The organism is Nocardia sp. NPDC006044, assembly GCF_042871115.1.
GTDB lineage: Bacteria > Actinomycetota > Actinomycetes > Mycobacteriales > Mycobacteriaceae > Nocardia.
In genome coordinates this window covers 475318-495574 of the sequence record NZ_JBIAID010000004.1, presented here as the reverse complement: position 1 = coordinate 495574, position 20257 = coordinate 475318, and the positions used below count along the sequence as shown (strand labels likewise).

Annotated in this window: 17 protein-coding genes; 1 reads left to right on the top strand and 16 read right to left on the bottom strand. The window is 67.7% G+C overall.

Annotation, left to right across the window (positions count from 1 at the left end):
• Positions 1–8 precede the first annotated feature (8 nt).
• From ACFYO1_RS33485 to ACFYO1_RS33420, 14 genes are all read right to left on the bottom strand, one after another.
• On the bottom strand, positions 9–2147 hold the full coding sequence (locus tag ACFYO1_RS33485) for an acyltransferase family protein (RefSeq protein ID WP_387240000.1): 2139 nt from the start codon (positions 2145–2147) through the stop codon (positions 9–11).
• A 197-nt stretch (positions 2148–2344) separates the two neighbouring features.
• Positions 2345–2707: a fluoride efflux transporter CrcB gene (gene crcB, locus ACFYO1_RS33480; protein ID WP_387239997.1), complete on the bottom strand. Its 363-nt coding sequence runs from the start codon at positions 2705–2707 to the stop codon at positions 2345–2347.
• On the bottom strand, positions 2704–3195 hold the full coding sequence (locus ACFYO1_RS33475) for a fluoride efflux transporter FluC (protein ID WP_387239994.1): 492 nt from the start codon (positions 3193–3195) through the stop codon (positions 2704–2706). Before ACFYO1_RS33475 ends, crcB begins: the two co-directional genes overlap by 4 nt.
• A 188-nt stretch (positions 3196–3383) precedes the next feature.
• Positions 3384–3764 carry a hypothetical protein gene (locus ACFYO1_RS33470; RefSeq protein WP_387239992.1) on the bottom strand — a complete coding sequence of 127 codons (381 nt, stop codon included), beginning with the start codon at positions 3762–3764 and terminating at the stop codon, positions 3384–3386.
• A 142-nt stretch (positions 3765–3906) separates the two neighbouring features.
• On the bottom strand, positions 3907–5448 hold the full coding sequence (locus ACFYO1_RS33465; RefSeq protein WP_387239989.1) for a M28 family metallopeptidase: 1542 nt from the start codon (positions 5446–5448) through the stop codon (positions 3907–3909).
• 196 nt (positions 5449–5644) lie between these two features.
• Complete coding sequence (locus tag ACFYO1_RS33460; protein ID WP_387239986.1) at positions 5645–7108, bottom strand: MDR family MFS transporter; 1464 nt, start codon at positions 7106–7108, stop codon at positions 5645–5647.
• A gap of 883 nt (positions 7109–7991) precedes the next feature.
• The gene (gene dgoD / locus ACFYO1_RS33455; RefSeq protein ID WP_387239983.1) at positions 7992–9137 is read right to left on the bottom strand and encodes a galactonate dehydratase; all 1146 of its coding nucleotides are present in this window, start codon (positions 9135–9137) and stop codon (positions 7992–7994) included.
• Positions 9134–9889, bottom strand: a complete 756-nt coding sequence (locus tag ACFYO1_RS33450) for an SDR family NAD(P)-dependent oxidoreductase (RefSeq protein WP_387239980.1) — start codon at positions 9887–9889, stop codon at positions 9134–9136. The genes dgoD and ACFYO1_RS33450 overlap by 4 nt, the downstream gene beginning before the upstream one ends.
• 17 nt (positions 9890–9906) lie before the next feature.
• A complete protein-coding gene (locus tag ACFYO1_RS33445) occupies positions 9907–10851 on the bottom strand; it encodes a sugar kinase (RefSeq protein WP_387239977.1) in 945 nt (314 codons plus the stop codon).
• A 72-nt stretch (positions 10852–10923) separates the two neighbouring features.
• Positions 10924–11535: a bifunctional 4-hydroxy-2-oxoglutarate aldolase/2-dehydro-3-deoxy-phosphogluconate aldolase gene (locus ACFYO1_RS33440; RefSeq protein ID WP_387239974.1), complete on the bottom strand. Its 612-nt coding sequence runs from the start codon at positions 11533–11535 to the stop codon at positions 10924–10926.
• Positions 11525–12424: an SMP-30/gluconolactonase/LRE family protein gene (locus ACFYO1_RS33435; protein WP_387239971.1), complete on the bottom strand. Its 900-nt coding sequence runs from the start codon at positions 12422–12424 to the stop codon at positions 11525–11527. Before ACFYO1_RS33435 ends, ACFYO1_RS33440 begins: the two co-directional genes overlap by 11 nt.
• A gap of 130 nt (positions 12425–12554) precedes the next feature.
• Complete coding sequence (locus ACFYO1_RS33430) at positions 12555–13613, bottom strand: ABC transporter permease (protein WP_387239968.1); 1059 nt, start codon at positions 13611–13613, stop codon at positions 12555–12557.
• Positions 13610–15133 carry a sugar ABC transporter ATP-binding protein gene (locus tag ACFYO1_RS33425; RefSeq protein ID WP_387239965.1) on the bottom strand — a complete coding sequence of 508 codons (1524 nt, stop codon included), beginning with the start codon at positions 15131–15133 and terminating at the stop codon, positions 13610–13612. The genes ACFYO1_RS33430 and ACFYO1_RS33425 overlap by 4 nt, the downstream gene beginning before the upstream one ends.
• The gene (locus tag ACFYO1_RS33420) at positions 15124–16173 is read right to left on the bottom strand and encodes a substrate-binding domain-containing protein (protein WP_387239962.1); all 1050 of its coding nucleotides are present in this window, start codon (positions 16171–16173) and stop codon (positions 15124–15126) included. Before ACFYO1_RS33420 ends, ACFYO1_RS33425 begins: the two co-directional genes overlap by 10 nt.
• Before the next feature lie 143 nt (positions 16174–16316).
• Between ACFYO1_RS33420 and ACFYO1_RS33415 the strand changes: the two genes are divergently transcribed.
• Positions 16317–17549, top strand: a complete 1233-nt coding sequence (locus ACFYO1_RS33415; protein ID WP_387239959.1) for an ROK family protein — start codon at positions 16317–16319, stop codon at positions 17547–17549.
• Positions 17550–18085: 536 nt separating this feature from the next.
• Here the strand turns inward: ACFYO1_RS33415 and ACFYO1_RS33410 are convergent.
• A complete protein-coding gene (locus ACFYO1_RS33410; RefSeq protein WP_387239956.1) occupies positions 18086–19045 on the bottom strand; it encodes a helix-turn-helix transcriptional regulator in 960 nt (319 codons plus the stop codon).
• Positions 19036–20253 carry a pyridoxal phosphate-dependent aminotransferase gene (locus tag ACFYO1_RS33405; protein WP_387239953.1) on the bottom strand — a complete coding sequence of 406 codons (1218 nt, stop codon included), beginning with the start codon at positions 20251–20253 and terminating at the stop codon, positions 19036–19038. Before ACFYO1_RS33405 ends, ACFYO1_RS33410 begins: the two co-directional genes overlap by 10 nt.
• Between the last annotated feature and the right edge of the window lie 4 nt (positions 20254–20257).

The following is a 20257-nucleotide window of genomic DNA, read 5'->3' as shown; positions in this document are numbered from 1 at the left end:
CGTCCGCGTCAGCCGAGGGCGCGGTCGGCCAATGCGGCGATGATCGGGGTGAGGGTGGTGGCGTAGGTGACCGTGAGGTGGTTGTCGTCACGGTAGATGAGGTTGTTGCGCGCGATGAGGGGGCAACGAGTCGTTGTGCAGAAGAGGTCGGTGAGGTCGGCGTACTGTGCGCCGGCCGAGGTTGCGGCGGCTCGTTCGGCGTCGATACCCGCGTCGTTGACGGCGATCGGGCGCGATGGCGAGCAGGCCGGTGCGTCGTCCAGGTGGTCGGACAGGCAGGTCGGGGCCGTCGTGTGCGGATCCGGAATCGGGCCGAGCACAAGGACTTTCGCGCCGGTGGCGCGTAGCTGGGCGGTCAAGCGGGACAGGCTGTCGATCCACGCCTGGTCGTAGGTGGTGAAACCGAAATCGCCGCCGTAGCGGCGGGACATGCTCAGCACGATCAGGCGCGGATGCTCGGCTTGTAGTCGGGACAGGATCTGCCGGCGCCACTGCACGCATTCGGTGTACTCGCGGCCCAGATACGGGCTGGTGATGGGTAGTTCCATCAGCGGGCAGGTGACCTTGCTCATCGTCTCCAGTCGCCAATGTCGTTGTTCGGCAACCTGTTCGAAGGCGGGGCTCCACATCGCGGCGTGCGAATCGCCGACCAGGGCCACCCGGCTGGGCGAATCCGGGTCGCCGGAGACGCATTCGGGCTGGCCGGTGTCGAGCCAGGAACGGACGCAACCGTTTCCGAATACGGTTGCCTTGTCGGCAGGGGCGTCGGCGAGCGCCGGGGACAGATTCGAAGGGACAGAACGCTGTTCGGCCGAGGCCGCGACGGCGGCCTGCACCTGCCCGGTCAACTGCCGGACCGTCGCAGCAAGCGGATCGACCGCGGCCACCGGCTCCGGCGCCGACATCACCGTGAGCGCCTCGGCGGCCGCCCCGTGACCGACCGGAGCAGGCACGAACACGAGCAACGCCACCCCCGCCCCTACCGCCACGGCGGTGACGGCGCCGCCGCTCGCGAGACTCAGTGCGGCCGAACGGCGCAGCGGTGCCGCGAACCGCACCGGATTCTCGACGAACCACAGCGTCAGCATCGCCAAACCGCCCGCCGTGACGACCGCGCCCATCGCGCCGACAGTGTCCAGGCGGTGGCCGAGCACCCGCGGCGCGAGCAACAGCACCGGCCAATGCCAGAGATACCAGGAGTACGACAGCCGCCCCAGCGACTGCATCGGCTCGGTCGACAGCGCTCGCCCCACTCCCCACCGGGTCGCGGCACAGCCCGCGGCGATGATCAACACCGCACCGAGGACCGGCAGCAGCGCCGCCGTGCCGGGATACGGTGTCCGCCCGTCCAATCGGGTACAGGCGAACAGGATCAACGCCAACCCCGACCATCCGGCTACGGTCGCCACCGATTCCGGCAACCGCCGCCACACCGGAATCGAAAGGGCGACAACACCTCCGAGCGCCAGCTCCCAGGCCCGCGCCGGCAACGCGAAGAACGCCCACGGCGGCAGCGTGCGAGTCCAGGTGAACGAGACCGCGAACGACGCCGTAGCGATAATCGAGAGCACGACGAGATACGGAACCGGCGACGGATCCACCCGGCGCCGCCGCCGCACCAACCACGCGACCCCGATGATCAACGCGGGCCACAACAGATAGAACTGCTCCTCCACCCCCAGCGACCAGTAATGCTGAAACGGCGACGGCGGCGCATCCGCGGCCAGATAATCCGTCCCATTCCACGCGAGCCGATAATTCCCCGCATACAACGCACTGGCGATCCCGTCCCAGAGCACGGCCCGAGCCTGCAACGGCGGCAACCACTTCGCCGCCGCCACCGCGGTAGCCACCAGCACGATCCCCGCCGCAGGCAACAACCGCCGAGCCCGCCCACCGTAAAACCGAGCCAGCCCCACCGTCCCCCTGACCGCCACCTCCCGCCACAACACCCCGGTAATCAAGAACCCCGAAATCACAAAGAAAACATCCACCCCCACAAACCCGCCCCCAACTCCCCACACCCCCGCATGAAAAACCACCACAGCCACCACCGCAACCGCCCGCAACCCCTGCACATCCCCCCGAAACCCATCCCCCACCCCACCCCGCCGAACCACCTTTTCCCCAGCCAAAGTCCCTACCATGGGACGCATTCTTACCAACTCCCCCCAAAATTGTCCCCCCAACCTTTCCCACTCAAGAACCACTGAACAAACCCGTAAGTCCCACTTACAGATTCGACCGAAATTCAGCGAGCGATCCGTTCGAAACTGTCCGCAGGTCAGACAGATTATTCGCCGATATTGCAGATGTATTCGAACGCCACGAATACGACGCCCGCTTATCCGTGGAGGGTGTGGGCGAGGGAATAGCCTATTGCGGCTGCGGTGAGGCCGGCGGTGATGCTGATGGTGGCGTTCAGGGTGGCTTGGCGGTAGGCGCGGTGTTGGGCCAGGCGGACGGTTTCGTAGGTGAAGGTGCTGTAGGTGGTGAAGGCGCCGCAGAAACCGGTGCCGGCCAGCAACATCCAGGGGGCGGAGAGGCCGGCGCCGGTGATCGCGCCGAGGATCAGGCAGCCGGTGATGTTGACGGCCAGTGTGCCCCAAGGGAAATGGCTGTCGTGGCGAGATTGGACGGCACGGTCGAGCAGATAGCGCAGCGGTGCGCCGAGGACGGCGCCGGCGATCACGAGCAGGGCGTTCATCGCGCCACCTCGACCGGGGCGGGACGCACCAGGGCGCGAACGAGTATCTGGGCCAGGATGGTGGCGACCAGGGCCGCGATCAGCGTGCCGAACAGGTAGACGGCGGCGACCAGGACCGTGGCCGGGTCGAGTAGCGCCCTGATGTCGTTGGCGTAGGTGGAGAAGGTGGTGAATCCGCCGAGCACCCCGACGCCGAGGAATGGACGTACTAGCGGATGCGCGGGGCGGATTTCGGTGATCACGACCATCAGCGCGCCGAGCAGAAAACTCCCCGCTACGTTGATCATGAACACCGCCCACGGGAATCCGCCCGTCGGCGCGGGCCACGCCAGGGTGAGTCCGTAGCGCGCCAGCGCCCCGAGCGCGCCGCCGACCGCGATGACGGCCAGCACCACGCCGTGCGTGCTCGCGAGCTCGCAGCGCTGGTCAGGGCTGTGCAGGTCGATGTCGGGATCGACGAGAAGGGGTGCATGCGGGTCGATGGGCACGGTTGTCTCCTACTCCATGGGCCGCCCGAAGGCGGAGTGATGGGGTAGGGACTGTTGGCCGGCGATGCCCGCGGTTGTTCCGAATCCGATGTCCGGAGCGGCGAGCCCCACCGCCGCAGCAACCATTGTATGTCGTGTCAACGCGGGGTGGGTGCGGGGGTGCGGCCGGCGGGTTCGGGTCGCTGCGGCTACTTGCGCCGGAGCTTGCTAGCAGCGCGGAGCATCCAGGGCGCGGCAACTCCGGCAGCCAGCGCCGCCAACGGCACGACAACACGTCCCCAGATGTCGCGAATCGGTCGATACCGCACCACGCCGTGACTGATTTCCAGGTATCCCACCGGACGGATATCGGTGCCCCCGCCTATGCTGCCCTCGATACCGCCGAATCCGATACCCGCGCGCGCCACCGGCACGACGGTGACGCCGTCCGCCGTCACCGGATCGCCGAAAACCATTGCCGCACCGGCCCGCCCGCCGACCAGGTCCGTGATCTGGTCCCGCACGACCGCAGCGACATCGGCACCGGCGCGCTCTGCGGTCACCGGAACAGGGTCCGTCGATTCCTGCATGGTCGTACACCTTCCGTAGCCGTCGAAACATTCGATTCGAGGCTAGCGGCCGCACGCCGGCACAGTGTGCGGGAACAGGGTTGCGACAGAACGCAACCCGGTGGGGATGGCCACCGGGTTGCGTTCTGCCTTGTTTCCAGACTTACAAGGCGAGTCCACCGTGGTGAGTCACGGTCTTTCCCTGCGCGGGAAGGGTTTTCGCCGCGGTGGTGCGCGCGGGCGGGTTGTCGCTGAACGCGAACGTCGCGACCGAGTAGGCGATGGCGCCGGTGTTCACGGCGAGCGCTTTCTCGTTGATGTTCTTGGTCGTGTCACAGGCACTGTGGTAGCAGGCGTCATACGGCTTGCCCGCCTCACCGCCGAACATCTTCTGCTGCTCGGGTGTCTTGACGCCTTCCGCGCCGGTGAACAGCCCGCCGACCGGAATGCCGACCGCCATGAACGGCCCGTAGTCGGAGCGGCCGTCGAGGGCGGTGGGGACATGCGGGAGGCGGAGGAAGTCGAAGTACTTGGCCAGGTTCTTCTCGATCTCGGCGGAACCGGCCGGTCCCCCGCTGCCGTCATAGATCATGTACGCGTAGTTCGGCGACGCGATCATGTCGTAGTTGGCGTACAGCGCGATCTTGCTGCGATCCGCCTCGGGCAGGTTCGCCACGTAGTGCTCCGAACCGAGCAGGCCGAGCTCTTCGGCTCCCCACCAGGCGAAGCGGACCTTGTTCTTCGGCGGCACCTTGGCCAGTTGCAACGCGACCTCGAGCAGTCCCGCACTGCCGGAACCGTTGTCGTTGATGCCGGGGCCGGCGAGCACGGAGTCGAGGTGCGCTCCGGCCATCACGACCTTGTCCGCGTTCCCGCGCTTGGTCTCCGCGACGATGTTGTTGGTGGTGCGGGTCGTGCTCTCGGTGTCGGTTTTGACCTTGACCACCGTGTTCGCCGGTGACGCGAGATCCTCACCGACGGCGAAGCTCGCACCCACCACCGGCACCGTGAAGCCGGGCCCGCCGAGCGTTCCGGCGAAGGCGTCGGTACGGCCGGGCTGACCCTCGTTGAAGATGATCACGGCCGACGCGCCCGCCGTCTGGGCGTTGCGCGCCTTATCGGCGAAGGGGCAGGTGCCGCGCTGGATCAGGGCGATATTGCCCGCGGTGAAGCCGGCGAAGTCCTCGGCCTCGCAACCGGAGGTCGAGCTCGGCACCGGAGCCGGCGGCAGGGTCAGATCGACGGCCTGCACCTTGCCCGTCACGTCGCCGGAACCCGAATAGGTCAGGGTGGTGAAGTCGCCTAGGTCGCTGCTGCCCGGCGCGGTCGGCTTGTAGACCTTCGCGTCGGGTGAGACCTGCGACATGGCCGCGGTCGACTTCTCCCGGAAGAACGGGAAGTCGAACTTCTGCACGCTCACCTGGTAGCCCGCGCCGCGGAGCTTGCCGGCCACGTAGTCACTGGATTTGTCGAAGCCCGGGGTGCCGGAGGCGCGGGTGCCGCCGTTGGCGTCGGCGATCTTCTGGAACTCCTGCAGGTGCCGCTTGATGTTGGGCGCCTGGACCGATTCGGCCAGTTGTCGCTCGGGTGGCGCGCCGGGATCGGCGTGTGAAATCCCGGCCAGCGTGAGCGAGAGAGCGAGCGGCAGAGCGGCGGCTACGGCGACAACGCGACAAGCCTTGGCACGGCGGAAGATATGGGGCATGTGGGGCTCCTCCAAAGGGACGGACAAATCCCGATGGTCGGAGGTTAAGCCGGTATGTCCGCTTAGTGAAACCCCAGTCCAAGTGGGGAAAACGGTTGTGTGGGTGGGCTATCCGGCGGCCGAGGCAGGTCGTTCACGAACGGCGAAACCCCCGGCTTGCGCAGGCAGCCGGGGGTTTCGCCGGGGTGAATTACGCTCAGCCCTTGATCAATTCGGGCGTCGCCGATTCGATCTCGTCGGAATCTTCGTGTGCGGCAGCGCGGTTCGGCAGCAGCACGGCGGCGGCGATCACCACCAGCGCCAGGACGGCGGACACCAGGAACGCCAGGCGCATGCCGTCCAGGTGCGCGGTGACCGCGTCGACCCCGTCCTTGACCAGCGCGGTGCTGCGCGCCGACATCACGGTCACCACCAGGGCGGTACCGAACGCCGCGGCAACCTGCTGCAGCGTGCCCAGCATCGAGCTGCCGTGCGAGTACAGGTGCTGCGGCAGCGCACCGAGGCCGAGGGTGAACACCGGGGTGAAGGTCGCGGCCAGCGACACCATCAGCAGGATGTGCAGGGCCAGCAGCTGCCAGTACGGCATGCTCAGGGAGATCAGGGTGAAACCGGCCAGCGACGCGGCGATGCCGATCGACCCGGGAATCACCAGCAACCGCCCGCCGAACCGGTCGAACAGCTTTCCGATGGTCGGTCCGAGCAGACCCATCGCCAGACCGCCCGGCATCACCAGCAGGCCGGTCGCCAGCGGGCTCAGACCACGCAGGTTCTGCAAGTAGAGCGGCAGCAGGATCATCGAGCCGAGCATCGCCATGAACGCGACCGACATCAGCACCAGCGCCTTGGTGTAGGTGCCGGCCAGCAGGACGCGCAGATCCAGCAGCGGGGTGCCGGTGCGCTGCAGGCTCAGCTGACGGAACACGAACCCGGCGATCAGCGCGACACCCGCGGCGACGATCAGCGCGGGACCGGTCAGGTTGTCGACCTCGAATCGGCTGAGCCCGAACACCAGTCCGCCGAAGCCGAGCGCGGCGAGGAACACGCTGACCCAGTCGATCGCGCCGACCTGCGGCTCACCGACGTTCTCCAGCTGACGCATACCGAGCCAGGCGACCACGGCGGTGATCGGCAACACCAGCACGAAAAGCCAACGCCACGAACCGACCTGCAGCACCAGCCCGGAGATCACCGGTCCCATCGCGGGCGCCACCGAGATGGCGAGGGTGACGTTGCCCATCACGCGGCCGCGGTCCTGTTCGGGGACAACGGTCATCAGCGTGGTCATCAGCAGCGGCATCATCACGGCGGTGCCGCCGGCCTGCACGATCCGGCCGAGCAGCAGCACCTCGAAGGTCGGCGCGATGGCCGAGAGCGCGGTGCCGGCCAGGAAGATTCCCATCGCCGACGCGTAGGCCTGCCGGGTCGAAACCCGTTGCAGGAACCAGCCGGTGGTGGGAATGATGGCCGCCATGGTGAGCATGAACGCGGTGGAGACCCACTGCGCTGCCCGCTCGGTGACGTCGAGATCGGCCATGAGGCGCGGGATCGCGTTGATCATGATGGTCTCGTTCAGGATCACCACGAACGTCGCGAGTACCAATACCCGGATTACGAGCGGTGTCCGTCCTCCCTTGGCGGGAGCGGATATAGGGGCGGACATCGGATACCTCCGGGCAGATGGTTGACGGTTACACGTGTGGCCCCTGGAGGGTCGAGGTCCCGGCGCCACAATGAATGAGACGGACTCGGGTGCTCGAACTCATCGGGCGGTCATCAGTTAACCGGTTGGGACCGACACAAATCACCGGGTTTTCCCGGAGATATCGCGGCAAGCTTTGGAATACCTGCTGATCAGCGGGATTTTTCCAGTCGATTCAAGATCGAAGAGTGAGCCGGATCACTCTTCTCGACGCGGTGGATTTTGCCGGGTGACCAGGGAGTGGGCGTGTGTGAACGCGTTGCCTGGTCGCTTGCTCATGGCCTGCCGGCCCGAGGGTCGTGGTACGGATCTCGCCGAGCAACCGGGGCTGGTCGCTGCGAGACCACGCTGCGGATTGCCGGTCACGGACGCGGCGTCATGCGCGCGTGACGCGCCGCATGGTCACGACCAGCTCCGGCAGAGCGGCTTACTGGAGACGTTGGCGGCGCGGGGCGGCGCCGTTCAGCGTTGGCGGCTCCGTTCAACAGGACCGCGGCGGAGACGCGATCGGGGTGATCGGTGAGTGCTAGGCGCGTTTCTGCTCCCGATGGCCACGCCGGTCCATCTGCGGAGCAGGATCCGGCACGATCCGTAACCGTTGTTTGTGGCGTGGGCTGCTCGCCGGCCCGGCCGCGTTATTTCCGGATGGAGGTCCTTCACGCTGTAGTGGCGCGAGGGCGGGCGGTGGTTGGTCGTCGATCTCGGTGGGCCCGGCGCGGTGCTCGTCGGGTTCGTACATCCGCTCGGCCGGCGGTGCGGCGAGTCGGAGGGCGGAAATCAGAATGTATGCGACCACGGCACTTTCTCCGTTGTTACGGGCCGGCAACCGCACCGGCGAGGTGATTCACCATTCGGCGAAGGAACCGTCCTTGCGGTACCAGATCGGATTTCGCCAGCGATGGCCCAGTTCGGCGGCTCGGGCCACCGCCTTCTCATCGATCTCGATGCCGAGACCCGGCGCGTTCAGCAGGTCGACGTAGCCGTCGCGGTAGGCGAAAACCGTGGGGTCGATCAGGTAATCGAGTAGGTCGGATCCGGTGTTGTAGTGGATGCCCAGGCTTTGTTCCTGGATGAGCAGGTTGGGTGTGGCGAAACCGACCTGCAGGCTGGCGGCCAGCGCGATCGGACCGAGCGGGCAGTGCGGCGCGATCGCCACGTCGCGACTCTCGGCGAGGGCGGCGATCCGGCGGACCTCGGAGATGCCGCCCGCGTGCGAGAGGTCCGGCTGGACGACCGCGATGCCCTGGTCGATCACCGTGCGAAAGTCCCACCGGGAGAACAGCCGTTCGCCGGTCGCGATGGGAATGCTTGTCGCCCGGGTGATCTCGCCGATCCGGTCGCTGACCTCGGGCACCAACGGCTCTTCGACGAAGAAGGGCAGGTACGGCTCGAGCAGCGGCAGTACGCGCCGCGCCATCGCGACGGAGAGGCGGCCGTGGAAGTCGACGGCGATGTCGAAGTCGTCGCCGGTGGCTTCGCGCACCGCGGCCACGCGGTCGACGATGCCCGTGGTGGCGCGCGGCGTATCGATCAGTTCGAGTTCGGCCGAGCCGTTCATCTTGATCGCGGTGAAGCCCTGCTGTTTTCGTTCGAGCGCGGCTTGGGCGACGTCATCGGGGCGGTCGCCGCCGATCCAGCTGTACACCCGGATCCGGTCACGGACCGCGCCGCCGAGCAGCTGCCAGACGGGGACGCCGAGGGCCTTGCCGGTGATGTCCCAGAGGGCCTGGTCGATGCCGGCGACCGCGCTGGACAGGATCGGACCGCCGCGATAGAAGCCGCCCTTGGTGAGCGCCTGCCAATGCGCTTCGATGCTCATCGGGTCCTTGCCGACGAGGTAGTCGGCCAGCTCGTCGACGGCGGCGGCGACGGTGTGCGCGCGGCCCTCGATGACCGGTTCGCCCCAGCCGGTGATGCCCTCGTCGGTGTCGATGCGCAGGAAGCACCAGCGCGGCGCGACCAGGTAGGTGGTCAGTGCGGTGATCTTCACCGGGACTCCTTTCGTACGCTCCAGCCGCCGTCGACGACGAGGTTGGCGCCGGTGATGAACGAGGCGTCATCGGAGGCGAGGAAAGCGACGGCCGCGGCGACCTCCTCGGGTTTGCCTAATCGGTCGAGGGCGGTGGCGCGGGCCGACATTCGCCTGCCCTCCTCGTCGACGTCGTCCCAGACCGGGGTGAGTACCGGGCCGGGCAGGATGGCGTTGAACCGCACCCTGGACGCGCCGTATTCCACGGCGAGCTGCCGCACCAGGGCGGTCAATCCGCCCTTGGCCGCGGCGTACACCGGATACCCGGGCAGGCCGAACTGGGCGTGCACGCTGGAGATGGCGACCACGTTGCCGGTGCGGGATCGCAGGTCGTCGATGAAGGTGCGCACACCGAGGAACAGCGGCGTCAGGTTGACCGCCAGGCCGTCGTCCCACTGCGGGCGGGTCAGCTCGTGGGCGGGGATGGTGGCCTGCTTGGAGGCGTTGCTGCACAAGGTATCCAGCGGGCCGAACAACTCGTTGACCCGGTCCCGCAGCGCTACCCACGACTCTTCGCGCGAGACGTCGCAGCGGACGAATTCGGCGCGATACCCCGCCGCGCGGATCTTCGCCGCGACCTCCGCTCCCCCGGTTTCGGCGATATCGGCGACGACGACCGAGGCTCCCTCTTCGGCGAGGCGCTGGGCCGTGGCGGCCCCGATGCCCGAGGCCGCACCGGTGACGACCGCGACTCGGTCTGACAGGCGACTCAATGCACTTCCCTTCGTGGTCAACGTTGAATGTCCGTGCCGATGAGCAGGTCGAGTTCGCGGCGCGACGGCAGGCCGGCCCAGTCGCCGGGTACCGATACCGCGAACGCGCCGCAGGTCGCGGCCAACCGCAGGCTGTGCCGGACCGGACCGCCGTCGAGCACGCCCGCGAGGTAGCCGGCGACGAACGCGTCGCCCGCCCCCACCGGGTCGACCATGGTCACCGGGATCACCGGTTGCCGGATCTGCCGGCCGCGGTGCACCGCGAGCGCACCTTCGGCGCCGAGCTTCAGGACGACCTGCGACGGGCCGAGTGCGGCAAGGGATTCGGCCATGGCCGCCGGGCTCGCGGTGGGCACGAGTAGCGCCGCCTCGTCGGTTCCGGCGAACACGATGTCGGATCGCGACACCAGTTTCGCCAGTTCGGCGGCGGCCTCGGCGCGGGACCAGAGGGCACTGCGGTAGTTGATGTCCAGTGACACGAGGACACCGGCATCGACTGCCGCGTCCAGGGCGGCGTGCACCGCGTCGCGCGCGGTCCGGCTGAGTGCCGGGGTGATTCCGGTCAGATGCAGGACACCTGCCGTGGCGATCTGTTCCTTGTCGACCTCGGCCACCGACAGCCTGGAACCCGCGAGCCCGCGCCGGTAGTAGGTGACCCGGATCCGGTCAGCGGTCCGTAGCTCGCGCAGCATCAGGCCGCTCGGCAGCTCCGGATCAATCCGGCAGCGGGACACGTCGACTCGCTCGGCCCGCAGCCGATCCAGCACCATCGTGCCGATCGCATCGTCCCCGACACTGCCCACCCACGTGCTGTCGTGTCCCAGCCGGCTGACGCCGATGGCAACTGTGGCCTCCGCACCCGCGAAATCCATCCGCATCGCCGCACCCGAAGCCAACGGCCCCGGGTCGGTGGCCGCCACGACCCCGACGGCTTCGCCGAGCGTTACCAGCTTGCCCCTCATGACGATCCGTTCCGCAGGGCCGGCGCGCGGCCGGTCACGACTGCGCCCCGCTGATGGCCGACCGGTGCTCGTTCATGACAACTCCTCGCGCAGCAACGCCGCCCGTTCGCGCAGGGCGTCGAGGTCGCCGCCGGTGCAGGCGTCGCCGATGAGCGGGGAGCCGATGCCGAGGGCGGTGGCGCCGGCATCCATGTAGGCCCTGGCGTCCTCGAGGGCGACGCCGCCGGTGGGCACCAACGGAATACCGGGCAGCGGGGCGCGGATGGCGCGGAGGTATTCGGGGCCGCCGGATGAGGCGGGAAAGACCTTGACCATGGTGCTGCCCGCGGACCAGGCGTGGTGAATCTCGGTGGGGGTGAACGCACCCGAGATCACCGGAACGCTCAGCTTGGATCCCTCGTCGATGACCGCGTCGCTGACGATCGGGGTGATCAGGTACGCGGCACCGGCCTCGACCGCGCGGTTCGCGTCGCCGGCGGTGATGACGGTGCCGACGCCGATCGGATGCTCGAATCCCGCGCAGTCCCGCAACGCGTCGAGCGCGCCGGCGGTCGTGAGCGTGAATTCGACTGCCGTGATACCGGATTCGTGCAGCACGGCGGTGACTTCGGCGAACCGGGACGCGTTCGGAGCCCGCAGGATCGCGATGACCGGAGTGCTCAACCGCAAGAGATCATCGGACATCGCTGTGCACCAATCCCGCATCGGCGTAGGCGGTTCCGGGCAAGCCGACGGCACCGGGGACACAGGTGAACAGTCGACCGGCATCGGGTTCGGCGGCGCCCCGTCCCTCCGCGGCGGTGGTGATCACCAGGACGCTGAGGTCCGGCCCGGCGAACACGCAGCTGGACACCTGCGAGGGGCCGACCTCGATGATCACGCGCCGCTGTCCGGTGGGGTCGAATCCGTGCACCTGCCCCGCGCCCCAGACCGCCACCCACACCCAGCCTTCCCCGTCGACGGTCAGGCCGTCGGGGTCGCCGCCGAAGAAGCGCGCGAAGGTCCGGCCACCGCTGAAAGTGCCGGTGGCGATGTCGTAGTCGAACGCGTCGACTCGTTTCGTCGGGCTGTCCGCGTAGTAGAGGACGGTGCCGTCGGGGCTCCAGTCGAGTCCGTTGGAGATGGTGACGCCGTCGCGGAGGTTGGTCAGCGCACCGTCGGAATCGAGCCGGTAGAGGGCGGCGCTTCCCGTTACACCGTCTTCGGACATGGTGCCCGCGAGCAGCCGTCCGTGCGGGTCTGCCTTCGCGTCGTTCAGCCGGCGCCGAATCCCGTCCGCAGGCATCGGTATTGCGGCGATCGGTGTGGCGGTACCGTCGTCGGCGATCCGGTAGACGGTGTCGCCCACCGTCGCGACCAGGCCGCCGGAGGCGCAGGGCACCACCGCGCTGACCGGCGGCGCCAAGCTGATCGTCGACCTGAGGGTGAGGTCGAGTCCGTCCAATGTCGCGCGATGGATGTGTCCGCCGCGGATGTCGACCCACACCAGTTCCTGGGTTCTGCTGTCCCACACCGGGCTTTCACACAGCACCCCGGGTGGCGGAGCGCACGGATGCGCACGCAAGGTGATCATGATTCGCTCCTGAGATAGGCGGTGCCCGAGCCGGCGGACCGGCCGTGCGCCTTCCGGTTTCCCGCATTCCGATTCACCGCACCGACACGCGTGCGGATATCGAACAGATTGCGGCGGTGTGAGTTTCGCATCAGGTCGGCAACCCGACCGCGCGTTCGCCACTGCGTCGCTGCTGAATGACGACGGCGGCGACCAGCAGTGATCCCTGCGCGACATTCTGCCAAAATGTATTGACGCCAACAACATTCAGCCCGTTGTCCAGGGCACCGAGCAACACGACGGCGAGCAGCGTGCCGCCGACGGTTCCCTTACCGCCCTTGAGCGCACATCCGCCGAGTGCCGCCGCGGTGATGGCCTTCAGCTCCAGACCTTCGCTGCCGGACACCGGCTGCCCGGACCCGGTGCGTGCGGTGAGGATGATGCCCGCGATCGCGGCCACCACACCGGCGAGCACGAACACCGCGATCAGATACTTGTTGATGTTGATACCGGAAAGCCTTGCGGCGGTGTCATTTCCGCCGATGGCATAGATATTGCGACCGATGTCGGTGTACTTCAGCAGCACATGCACGCCCAGCGCGACGATCGCGAGAATGATCACCGGTACCGGCAGCCCGATGATCTTGCCGCGCGCCAGGAAGATGAACAGGTCGTTGTCCAGCACGAAGCCCTGCGCCTTACCGCCCGAAATCAGTTGGGCCAGGCCCTTGTACGCGGCCAGTGTGGCCAGCGTCGCGATCACGGGGTTCACCCGGCCGTACACGATGATCAGCCCGTTCACCAAGCCGAGCACCACCCCGATACCGACCGCGGCGAGGATGCCGAGGAAGGCGTTGCCCGAGGTCGCGGTGAACGCCATCGCGCTGATCACCGAGGCCACGCCCGCCTGCGAGCCGACCGAGATGTCGAGCGCACCGCAGATGATCACCACGGTCTGCACGACGGCCAGCAGGCCGAAGACCGTGACCGCGTCGCCGATTCCGGCCAGGTTCGCCGGGTCGAGGTAGCCGTCGTTGAGCGAGCCGAAGATCGCGACGATGACCACGAGCGCGCCGATCAGGCTGAGGTTGCCCGGGCCGATCGCGTGCAACAGTCGACGCGGGGTGAGCGCGGCGGTGTAGCGGTTCAGCGTGGGCGCCGGTGCGGCGGTGGCCACCGGCGGCGGCAGTTCGAGTTGTTGCTCACTCATTGGTTCCCTCGAGATGTGTTCGACGTCAGGTCTGCGGCCATGGCCAACGCGAGGACGGCCTCCTCGCTCGCTGCGCTGCGGTCCAGTTCGCCGGTGACGCGCCCGTGCTGCATGACGACGATCCGGTCGGCCAGGCCGAGCACTTCGGGTAGCTCCGAGGAGATCACCAGCACCGCCACCCCGGCCTCGGCCAATTCCTCGATGATTCGGTAGATCTCGGCCTTCGCGCCGACGTCGACGCCGCGGGTCGGCTCGTCCAGGATCAGCACCTTGGGTTTGCGAGCCAGCCAGCGGGCCAGCACCACCTTCTGCTGGTTGCCGCCGGAGAGCTTGCGCACCTCCTGTTCGATCGAGGGCGTGCGTACGCGCAGCGAGTCGACATAGTGCTGAGCGAGCCGCCGTTCCTCGCCCGACCTGACGAATCGCAGTCGTCGCAGGCGGTCGAGCATGGCCAGCGAAATGTTGTCGCGCACACCGCGATGCAACAGCAGGGCCTGGGCTTTGCGTTCTTCCGGCGCGTAGCCGACGCCGGCCCGTACCGCGTCCCGTGGTTGACGCAACCGCAGCTGCTTGCCGTCCACCCGCACCGTGCCGGAGCGGATCGGATGATCGCCGGCCAGCGCGCCCGCCAGTTCCGAGCGGCCCGCGCCGACCAGCCCGGCCAGCGCCACGACTTCGCCGGCGCGCACCTGGAGGCTCACGTCCTGCACGTCGTCGGTGGTGACCGCGTCGACATCGAGGACGACCCGGCCCGGCGTGCTGGGCCCGCGGGCGAACAGCGTGGACAGGTCGCGGCCGACCATCATGCGGACGATCTCTTGATCGTCGGTCTCGGCGGTCGCGCGCACCCCGACCAGCGCGCCGTCGCGCAGGACCGCGACCCGATCGGCGAGCTGGAAGATCTCCCGCATCCGATGCGACACATAGATCACCGCCAGCCCGCGCGCCCGCAACCGGCGGATCAGCGCGAACAGCGATTCGGTTTCGTGGTCGGACAGCGAGGAGGTCGGCTCGTCGAAGGCGATCACCTTGGCGTCGGTGGTGAGCGCCCGCATGATTTCGACCAGCTGTCGTTGCGCGGCAGTCAGTTTCGATCCGATGGTGTCCGGGTCGAGGTCGCGATCGAAGCCGAGCCGGGCCAGGTCGGTGCGCATCCGCTCGTGCAGTGCCGCGCGGTCGAGCAGGCGGCCCGCGCGGCGCGGCAGCGCGCCGAGGTAGACGTTCTCGGCGACCGAGACGTGCGGCACGATCTCCGGTTCCTGACCGATCACCCGGATCCCGGCCGCGCGGGCGTCGGCCGGGGTGGCCGGTTCGAGCGCGACACCGTCGAGCTCGAGCCGGCCGGTGTCCGGGAGGTGATCGCCGCCGAGGATCCGGATCAGCGTGGATTTGCCCGCGCCGTTCTCGCCCATGAGCGCGGTCACCGCGCCGGCCGGGAAGTCCAGGCTCACGTCGCGCAGGGCGGGTACCCCGGCGAAACTCTTGCTGAGGCCGGTCGCGCGCAGGCCGGTCAGCTGCATGGGACGCCTGCCTGCTGCCAGCTGCCGGAGTCGACCATCGTGGTCGGTGCGAAGGCCTCGGCGGACATGGCCTTGCCGTTCTTCAGGTAGTCGTAGATCGTCTGCACCGCGAGGGCGCCGACGTCCTTACCGTTGATGAACAGTGCTGCCTTGAAGCCGGTCGGCTTGCCGCCGCGCCACTCCTTGCAGGCCAGGTAGGCGCCGAGGCCGACGCCGAGCACGTTGTCCGCGGCGTAACCGGAGTTCTGGATGGCGGCGACGCCACCGCTGACGTTCTCGTCGTTGCAGCCCATGACGATCCAGTTCTTGACCGATCGGTTGCCCGCGACCGTCGCGGAGATCTTGTTCTGCGCGTCCGAGGGGGTGTTGTCGGTGCCGACATCGATCACCTTGACGTCGACGCCCGCCGCCTCGCGGAAGGCCTTCTTGTTCGCCTCGACCCGATCGGTGCAGACCGTCACGTCCTGCTTCCAGGCGTCGACGATCGCGGTTTCCTCCGGCTTCCAGCCGGCCTTCTTGAAGTCCTCGCCCGCCCGGCGGCCGACCTCGGTGCCCATCTGCGTTCCGCTGAAGCCGACCCGCGGAACCAGTTGGTCCTTGGCGCACTTCGACGGATCGGGACCGGTTGTGCAGACCTGGTCGTCGGAGGTCAGCAGGGCGACGCCGCCGGTCTTGGTGAGCTGGGCGACCTGCGGGCCGACCGACGGATCGGGCACCACGACGATCACGCCGCTGGCCTTCTGATTGATCGCGTTGTTGACCTCGGTGACCGCCTTGTTCGCGTCGTTGCCCAGATTCACGACCTTCAGATCGATGCCGAGTTCCTTGGCCTTCGCCTTGGCGCCCTCGGCCTCACCGATGAAGTACTCCTGGTCGCCCTGTTTCTGCGCGTAGACCAGGCTGACCGCGCCCGCCTGATGCTGCGGACCGCTGGCGGCCGGGTCTGCCTCCTTGCCCGATGAGCAGGCGGTCGCGGCCAGGGCCAGCGACACCCCGCACAGAACGGCACTGGTCCAACGTCGTCGATGGGTCCAGGACATGGGCACTCCTCGGTGATCTGACGCCTACTCGCGTCGTGTAGTGATGCCGGTTACAGTAAGACTTCCGATAACTGTTGTAAATACTGTTGGCGGAAGTGGTTCGGTATGTTTGCGACCACCAGCGGACGAGGAGGTCCCGACCCGTGTATCAGCTGACCGCGCGCGACATCCGACGTCGCAACAGGTTCGGCGTGCTGCAGGCGGTGTATGCCGCCGTCGGCCATATCAGCCGGCAAGAGATCGCCCGGGCGACCGGTTTGTCGTTCGCCACGGTCGGCAACATGATCTCGGAACTGCTGGACGTGGGCGTGCTCGCCGAACTCGGCTACGAGGCGCCCGGCATCGGCCGGCCGCGCGCCCGGCTCGCGATCAATCCCGATCGGGGCATGCTGGTCGGGGTCGATATCGCCGAAACCGCCATCCACTTCGACCTTTTCGACCTCGCGATGACGGTGCAGCGGTCGGTCGAGATCCCCGTCGACCCGGCGGCCACCGAGCCCGCCGATGTCGTCGCGCTGATCACCCGGGGCATCGGCGAGCTGGCCGCCGCCGACGCGGACAAGGTGCTCGGCGTGGGGCTGAGCGTGCCGGGTCTCGTCGATCCCATCGGCGGCGTCTCGGTGTTCTCACCGTACTGGCATTGGCACGATGTGCCGCTCGCACAGCTGCTCGAACAGCACCTTTCCTACCCGCTGTATCTGGACAATCCGCTCAAAGCCAGTACGGCGGCGCATCTTTGGTTCGGTGCGGGACGGGATGTGGACGATCTGATCGTGGTCACGCTGCGCGCGGGCGTCGGCATCGGTGTGGTCGTCGAGGGGATGCTCTATCGCGGCGTCACCAACAGCGCAGGCGAGTGGGGACACACCAACCTGGTGCTCGACGGTCGCGAATGTCGTTGCGGGCGAATGGGTTGCGTGGAGGCGTATGTCAGCGCGCCCGGCATCGTGCGCACCTTGCGCGAACTCGCGCCGGCCAGCCCGCTACTCGACGCCGACGACGCGGTCACCATCGCGGCCATCGCCAAGGCCGCCGACCGCGGTGACGCCGTTGCACTGGAGGTCATCGACAAGACCGGCCATTACCTGGGCGTCACGGTCGCCAACCTGGTGAACCTCTTCAACCCGCGAACCATCGTCTTCGGCGACCTGATCGCCGACCACCTCGGCGCCCGCCTCCTCGACGTGACCCGCCGCGTAGCCGCCCGCCACGCCATGACCGACCCCTTCGCCGCGGTAACCCTCCAACTCTCCACCCTCCCCCACAACCCCGCCAGCCTCGGCGCCGCCACCTTCGCCCTCGAGGGTTTCCTCGCCGACCGAGAAACCTTCGGCTCAATAGCCGCCCGCCGAGCCCAACGCACCCCCACCCCCTGAGGTCATGGGCGTCGGCAAACCTGTTCGGGCATAACCTGGGCAACGCGAATCTCGTTGGGGTCGCGCAATGTAATGCCGCTCGGATAGGTACGGGACGTCAGCACTGCCTGGCAGAAGCTAACGCCCCGATTGCGGCCACTGTTGTTGTGCGGCCGAGGGGTGGGGGTGGTTCGGGCGGTGCCGTCGGTCTGCTCGGCTGTGGGGGTCCATGGCTCGGGCTGCTGCGGCGAGGAGCAGCAGGACGATGAGGGCGGCGGTTCCGATGGTTGCCCACAGGAGCATCTTGGTTCCTCGAATTCTTGGGGTGTGACTAGAGGGGATTGCTTTCTTGAATCCGATAGTCAACTGGGACAGATGCTTTCATGAGACGGCCGGGTTCGCGAGTTGGCGGTGCGCTAATGGGAGACGTTAGTAGTATTGCGACGGAATGCTGTTGGTATTCACAACAGCGAACAGCGTTCTACCGCAGCGGGTTACGCGTCGATACGAGCACGTGATCTACGACCACGGATCGGTGCGGAGCAGTCGTCTGCGACTCACCGTTGGCGATGGCCGGTATGTGCTCGCCATTGACTCGGCGTCATGCCATAGGTCGCGCGGAAGCGCTGGGTGAAGTGGGCGGGGTCGCGGAAGCCGTATCGGTGGGCGACGGCGGCGATGGTGTGCCGCGCGAGGTCGGGGTGGGCGAGTTGGGTGCGTGCCTGGTCGAGACGCTGGGCGATGATCCATTGCTCGAGCCGGATGCCGGCCCGGGCGCAGATCTTGTAGAGGTGCCGGATCGAAATGTAGTGTGCGCGAGCGATTGTGGCTGGGGACAGGGTGGGGTCGGTGAGATGTCTGCGGATGTAGGCGCGGATCCGGGCGACCATGATGTCGGCAGGCACCGCTGTTCCGTCACCGTGATCGACGGCGGTGACCAGCAGGGCACGGGTGATCTCCACACAGGATTCGCCGAGCGCGCTGCTCGCGGCGGGCTCCCGGACCCCGTCGGCGATGTCGACCAGCTCCGCGAGCTGAGCCACCAGCAGCCGGTGCAGCGGACTGGCGCGGAGCCGGTCGGCGGCACCGCGAATGGTGTCCTCCGAAATGCCGAGCAGTTCGTGCGGCACCTGGAGGCTCACGCACTCGCCCCCGGCGTATTCGGCTTCGAAGGGCCGGTTGAGGTCCAGGAGGAACAGATCACCGTCGTCGTAGTGCTGCCGGGTGGCGCCGCGGGCGAACCGCGCTCCGGTGCCACCACGCGTGAAGTTGATCAAGAGCTGAGTGGCGGGCGCCTGCCGGATCAGCCGCGGAGTTCGCACCACCTGGATCCCGCAGATCGCGGATCGCAGCAAGGTGCTGTCACCGAATTGCCACTGCTCGAATCGGCAACGGATGTCGCGATCCGGACCCGCCAGTTCCAGATGCATCGGCGCCGCGGTCTGCCGGATGACGGCCGCGACCAGATCGGCTCGCTCGTGCGGTGCGACCGTTGCGGTGTCGAGAACTACCGCCACGCCGTCCCCCCGGGCTCGCTGCCGATCAACGTCCGGGTCCCTCGGGAAGCGACTGCGCTGAGCCGCTGCTCGGCCGCGTCGAGCAGCGACATCGACCGATTGAACGCCACGCGGACGAACGCGTCACGGTGTTCGCTGTCGTCCAGGTAGAAGTATCGACCCGGCACGACCAGCACACCTACGTGCCGGAGCAAGCGCTCGGCGAGCGTCTCACTGTCCGCGTCGGTGAACGAGGTGATATCGGCCATCACATAGCAGCCGCCATCCGGTGGGACGCAACGGAAGTCGAGCTGGTCGAACATCTCGATAGTCCGATCCCGTTGTGCGCGTAGATCGGTGCCGGGCCGGGGGAAGTCGGGATCGGCGGCGGCCGCCCGCGCCACCGCTTCCTGTAAAGGTGCGGCGGTACCGCCGCACACAGCGATGTGCACCTGACGAGCCGCCGCGGTCAGCGCCGCGGTGGCGCGGAGGTATCCGATCCGCCAGCCGCAGATCGCATGGCTCTTCGAGAGGCTGCCCGCGATAAAGTACCTGTCGCGCAAGCCAGGAATATCGGCCGCCGAGATGTGCCGGTGACCATCGAAAACGTAGCCGCTATAGATCTCGTCGGAGATGACGACGGCATTCCAGCGCTGGCACAGCTCGGCGATCTCGGTCCACTCGGCGCGCGAAAGCATGTGCCCGGTCGGGTTGTTCGGGGTGGATACGATGATCACCCGGGTGCGCGGTCCGAACGCGGCGCGCAGTTCGGCCGGATCATGGCGCCAGTGCGGTGGGGACAGCGGGATCAGCCGGGGTATGCCGCCGGCGAGGGCGATGGCGCTGAGGAAGTTGTCGTAGATCGGCTCGAAGAGGATTACCTCGTCGCCCGGCTCCACGACGGTGAGCACGGCGGTGTGCAATGCCTCGGTGGCGCCGACCGTGATGGTGAGTTCGGTGTCCGGATCCGCGGCCGGCGAGTATGTATCAGCGATCTGCTTGCGCAGCAGCGGGTTACCGAGCGGGTCCGCGTATTGGTTGTGCTGTCCACCCCGTAGCACCGCGTGAGCGGCGTCGATCATGGCCGACGAGGTGTGTGGCGTCTCGGGTGCGCCGAGGGCGAGGTCGATCGCATTACTCGCACGCGCCTCGCTCAGCATCCGGAACAGTTGCCCGGAGGCCATTCGTGCGACTTTCGAGGCGATGTCAGGGCGCGGGAAGGATGTCATCTGT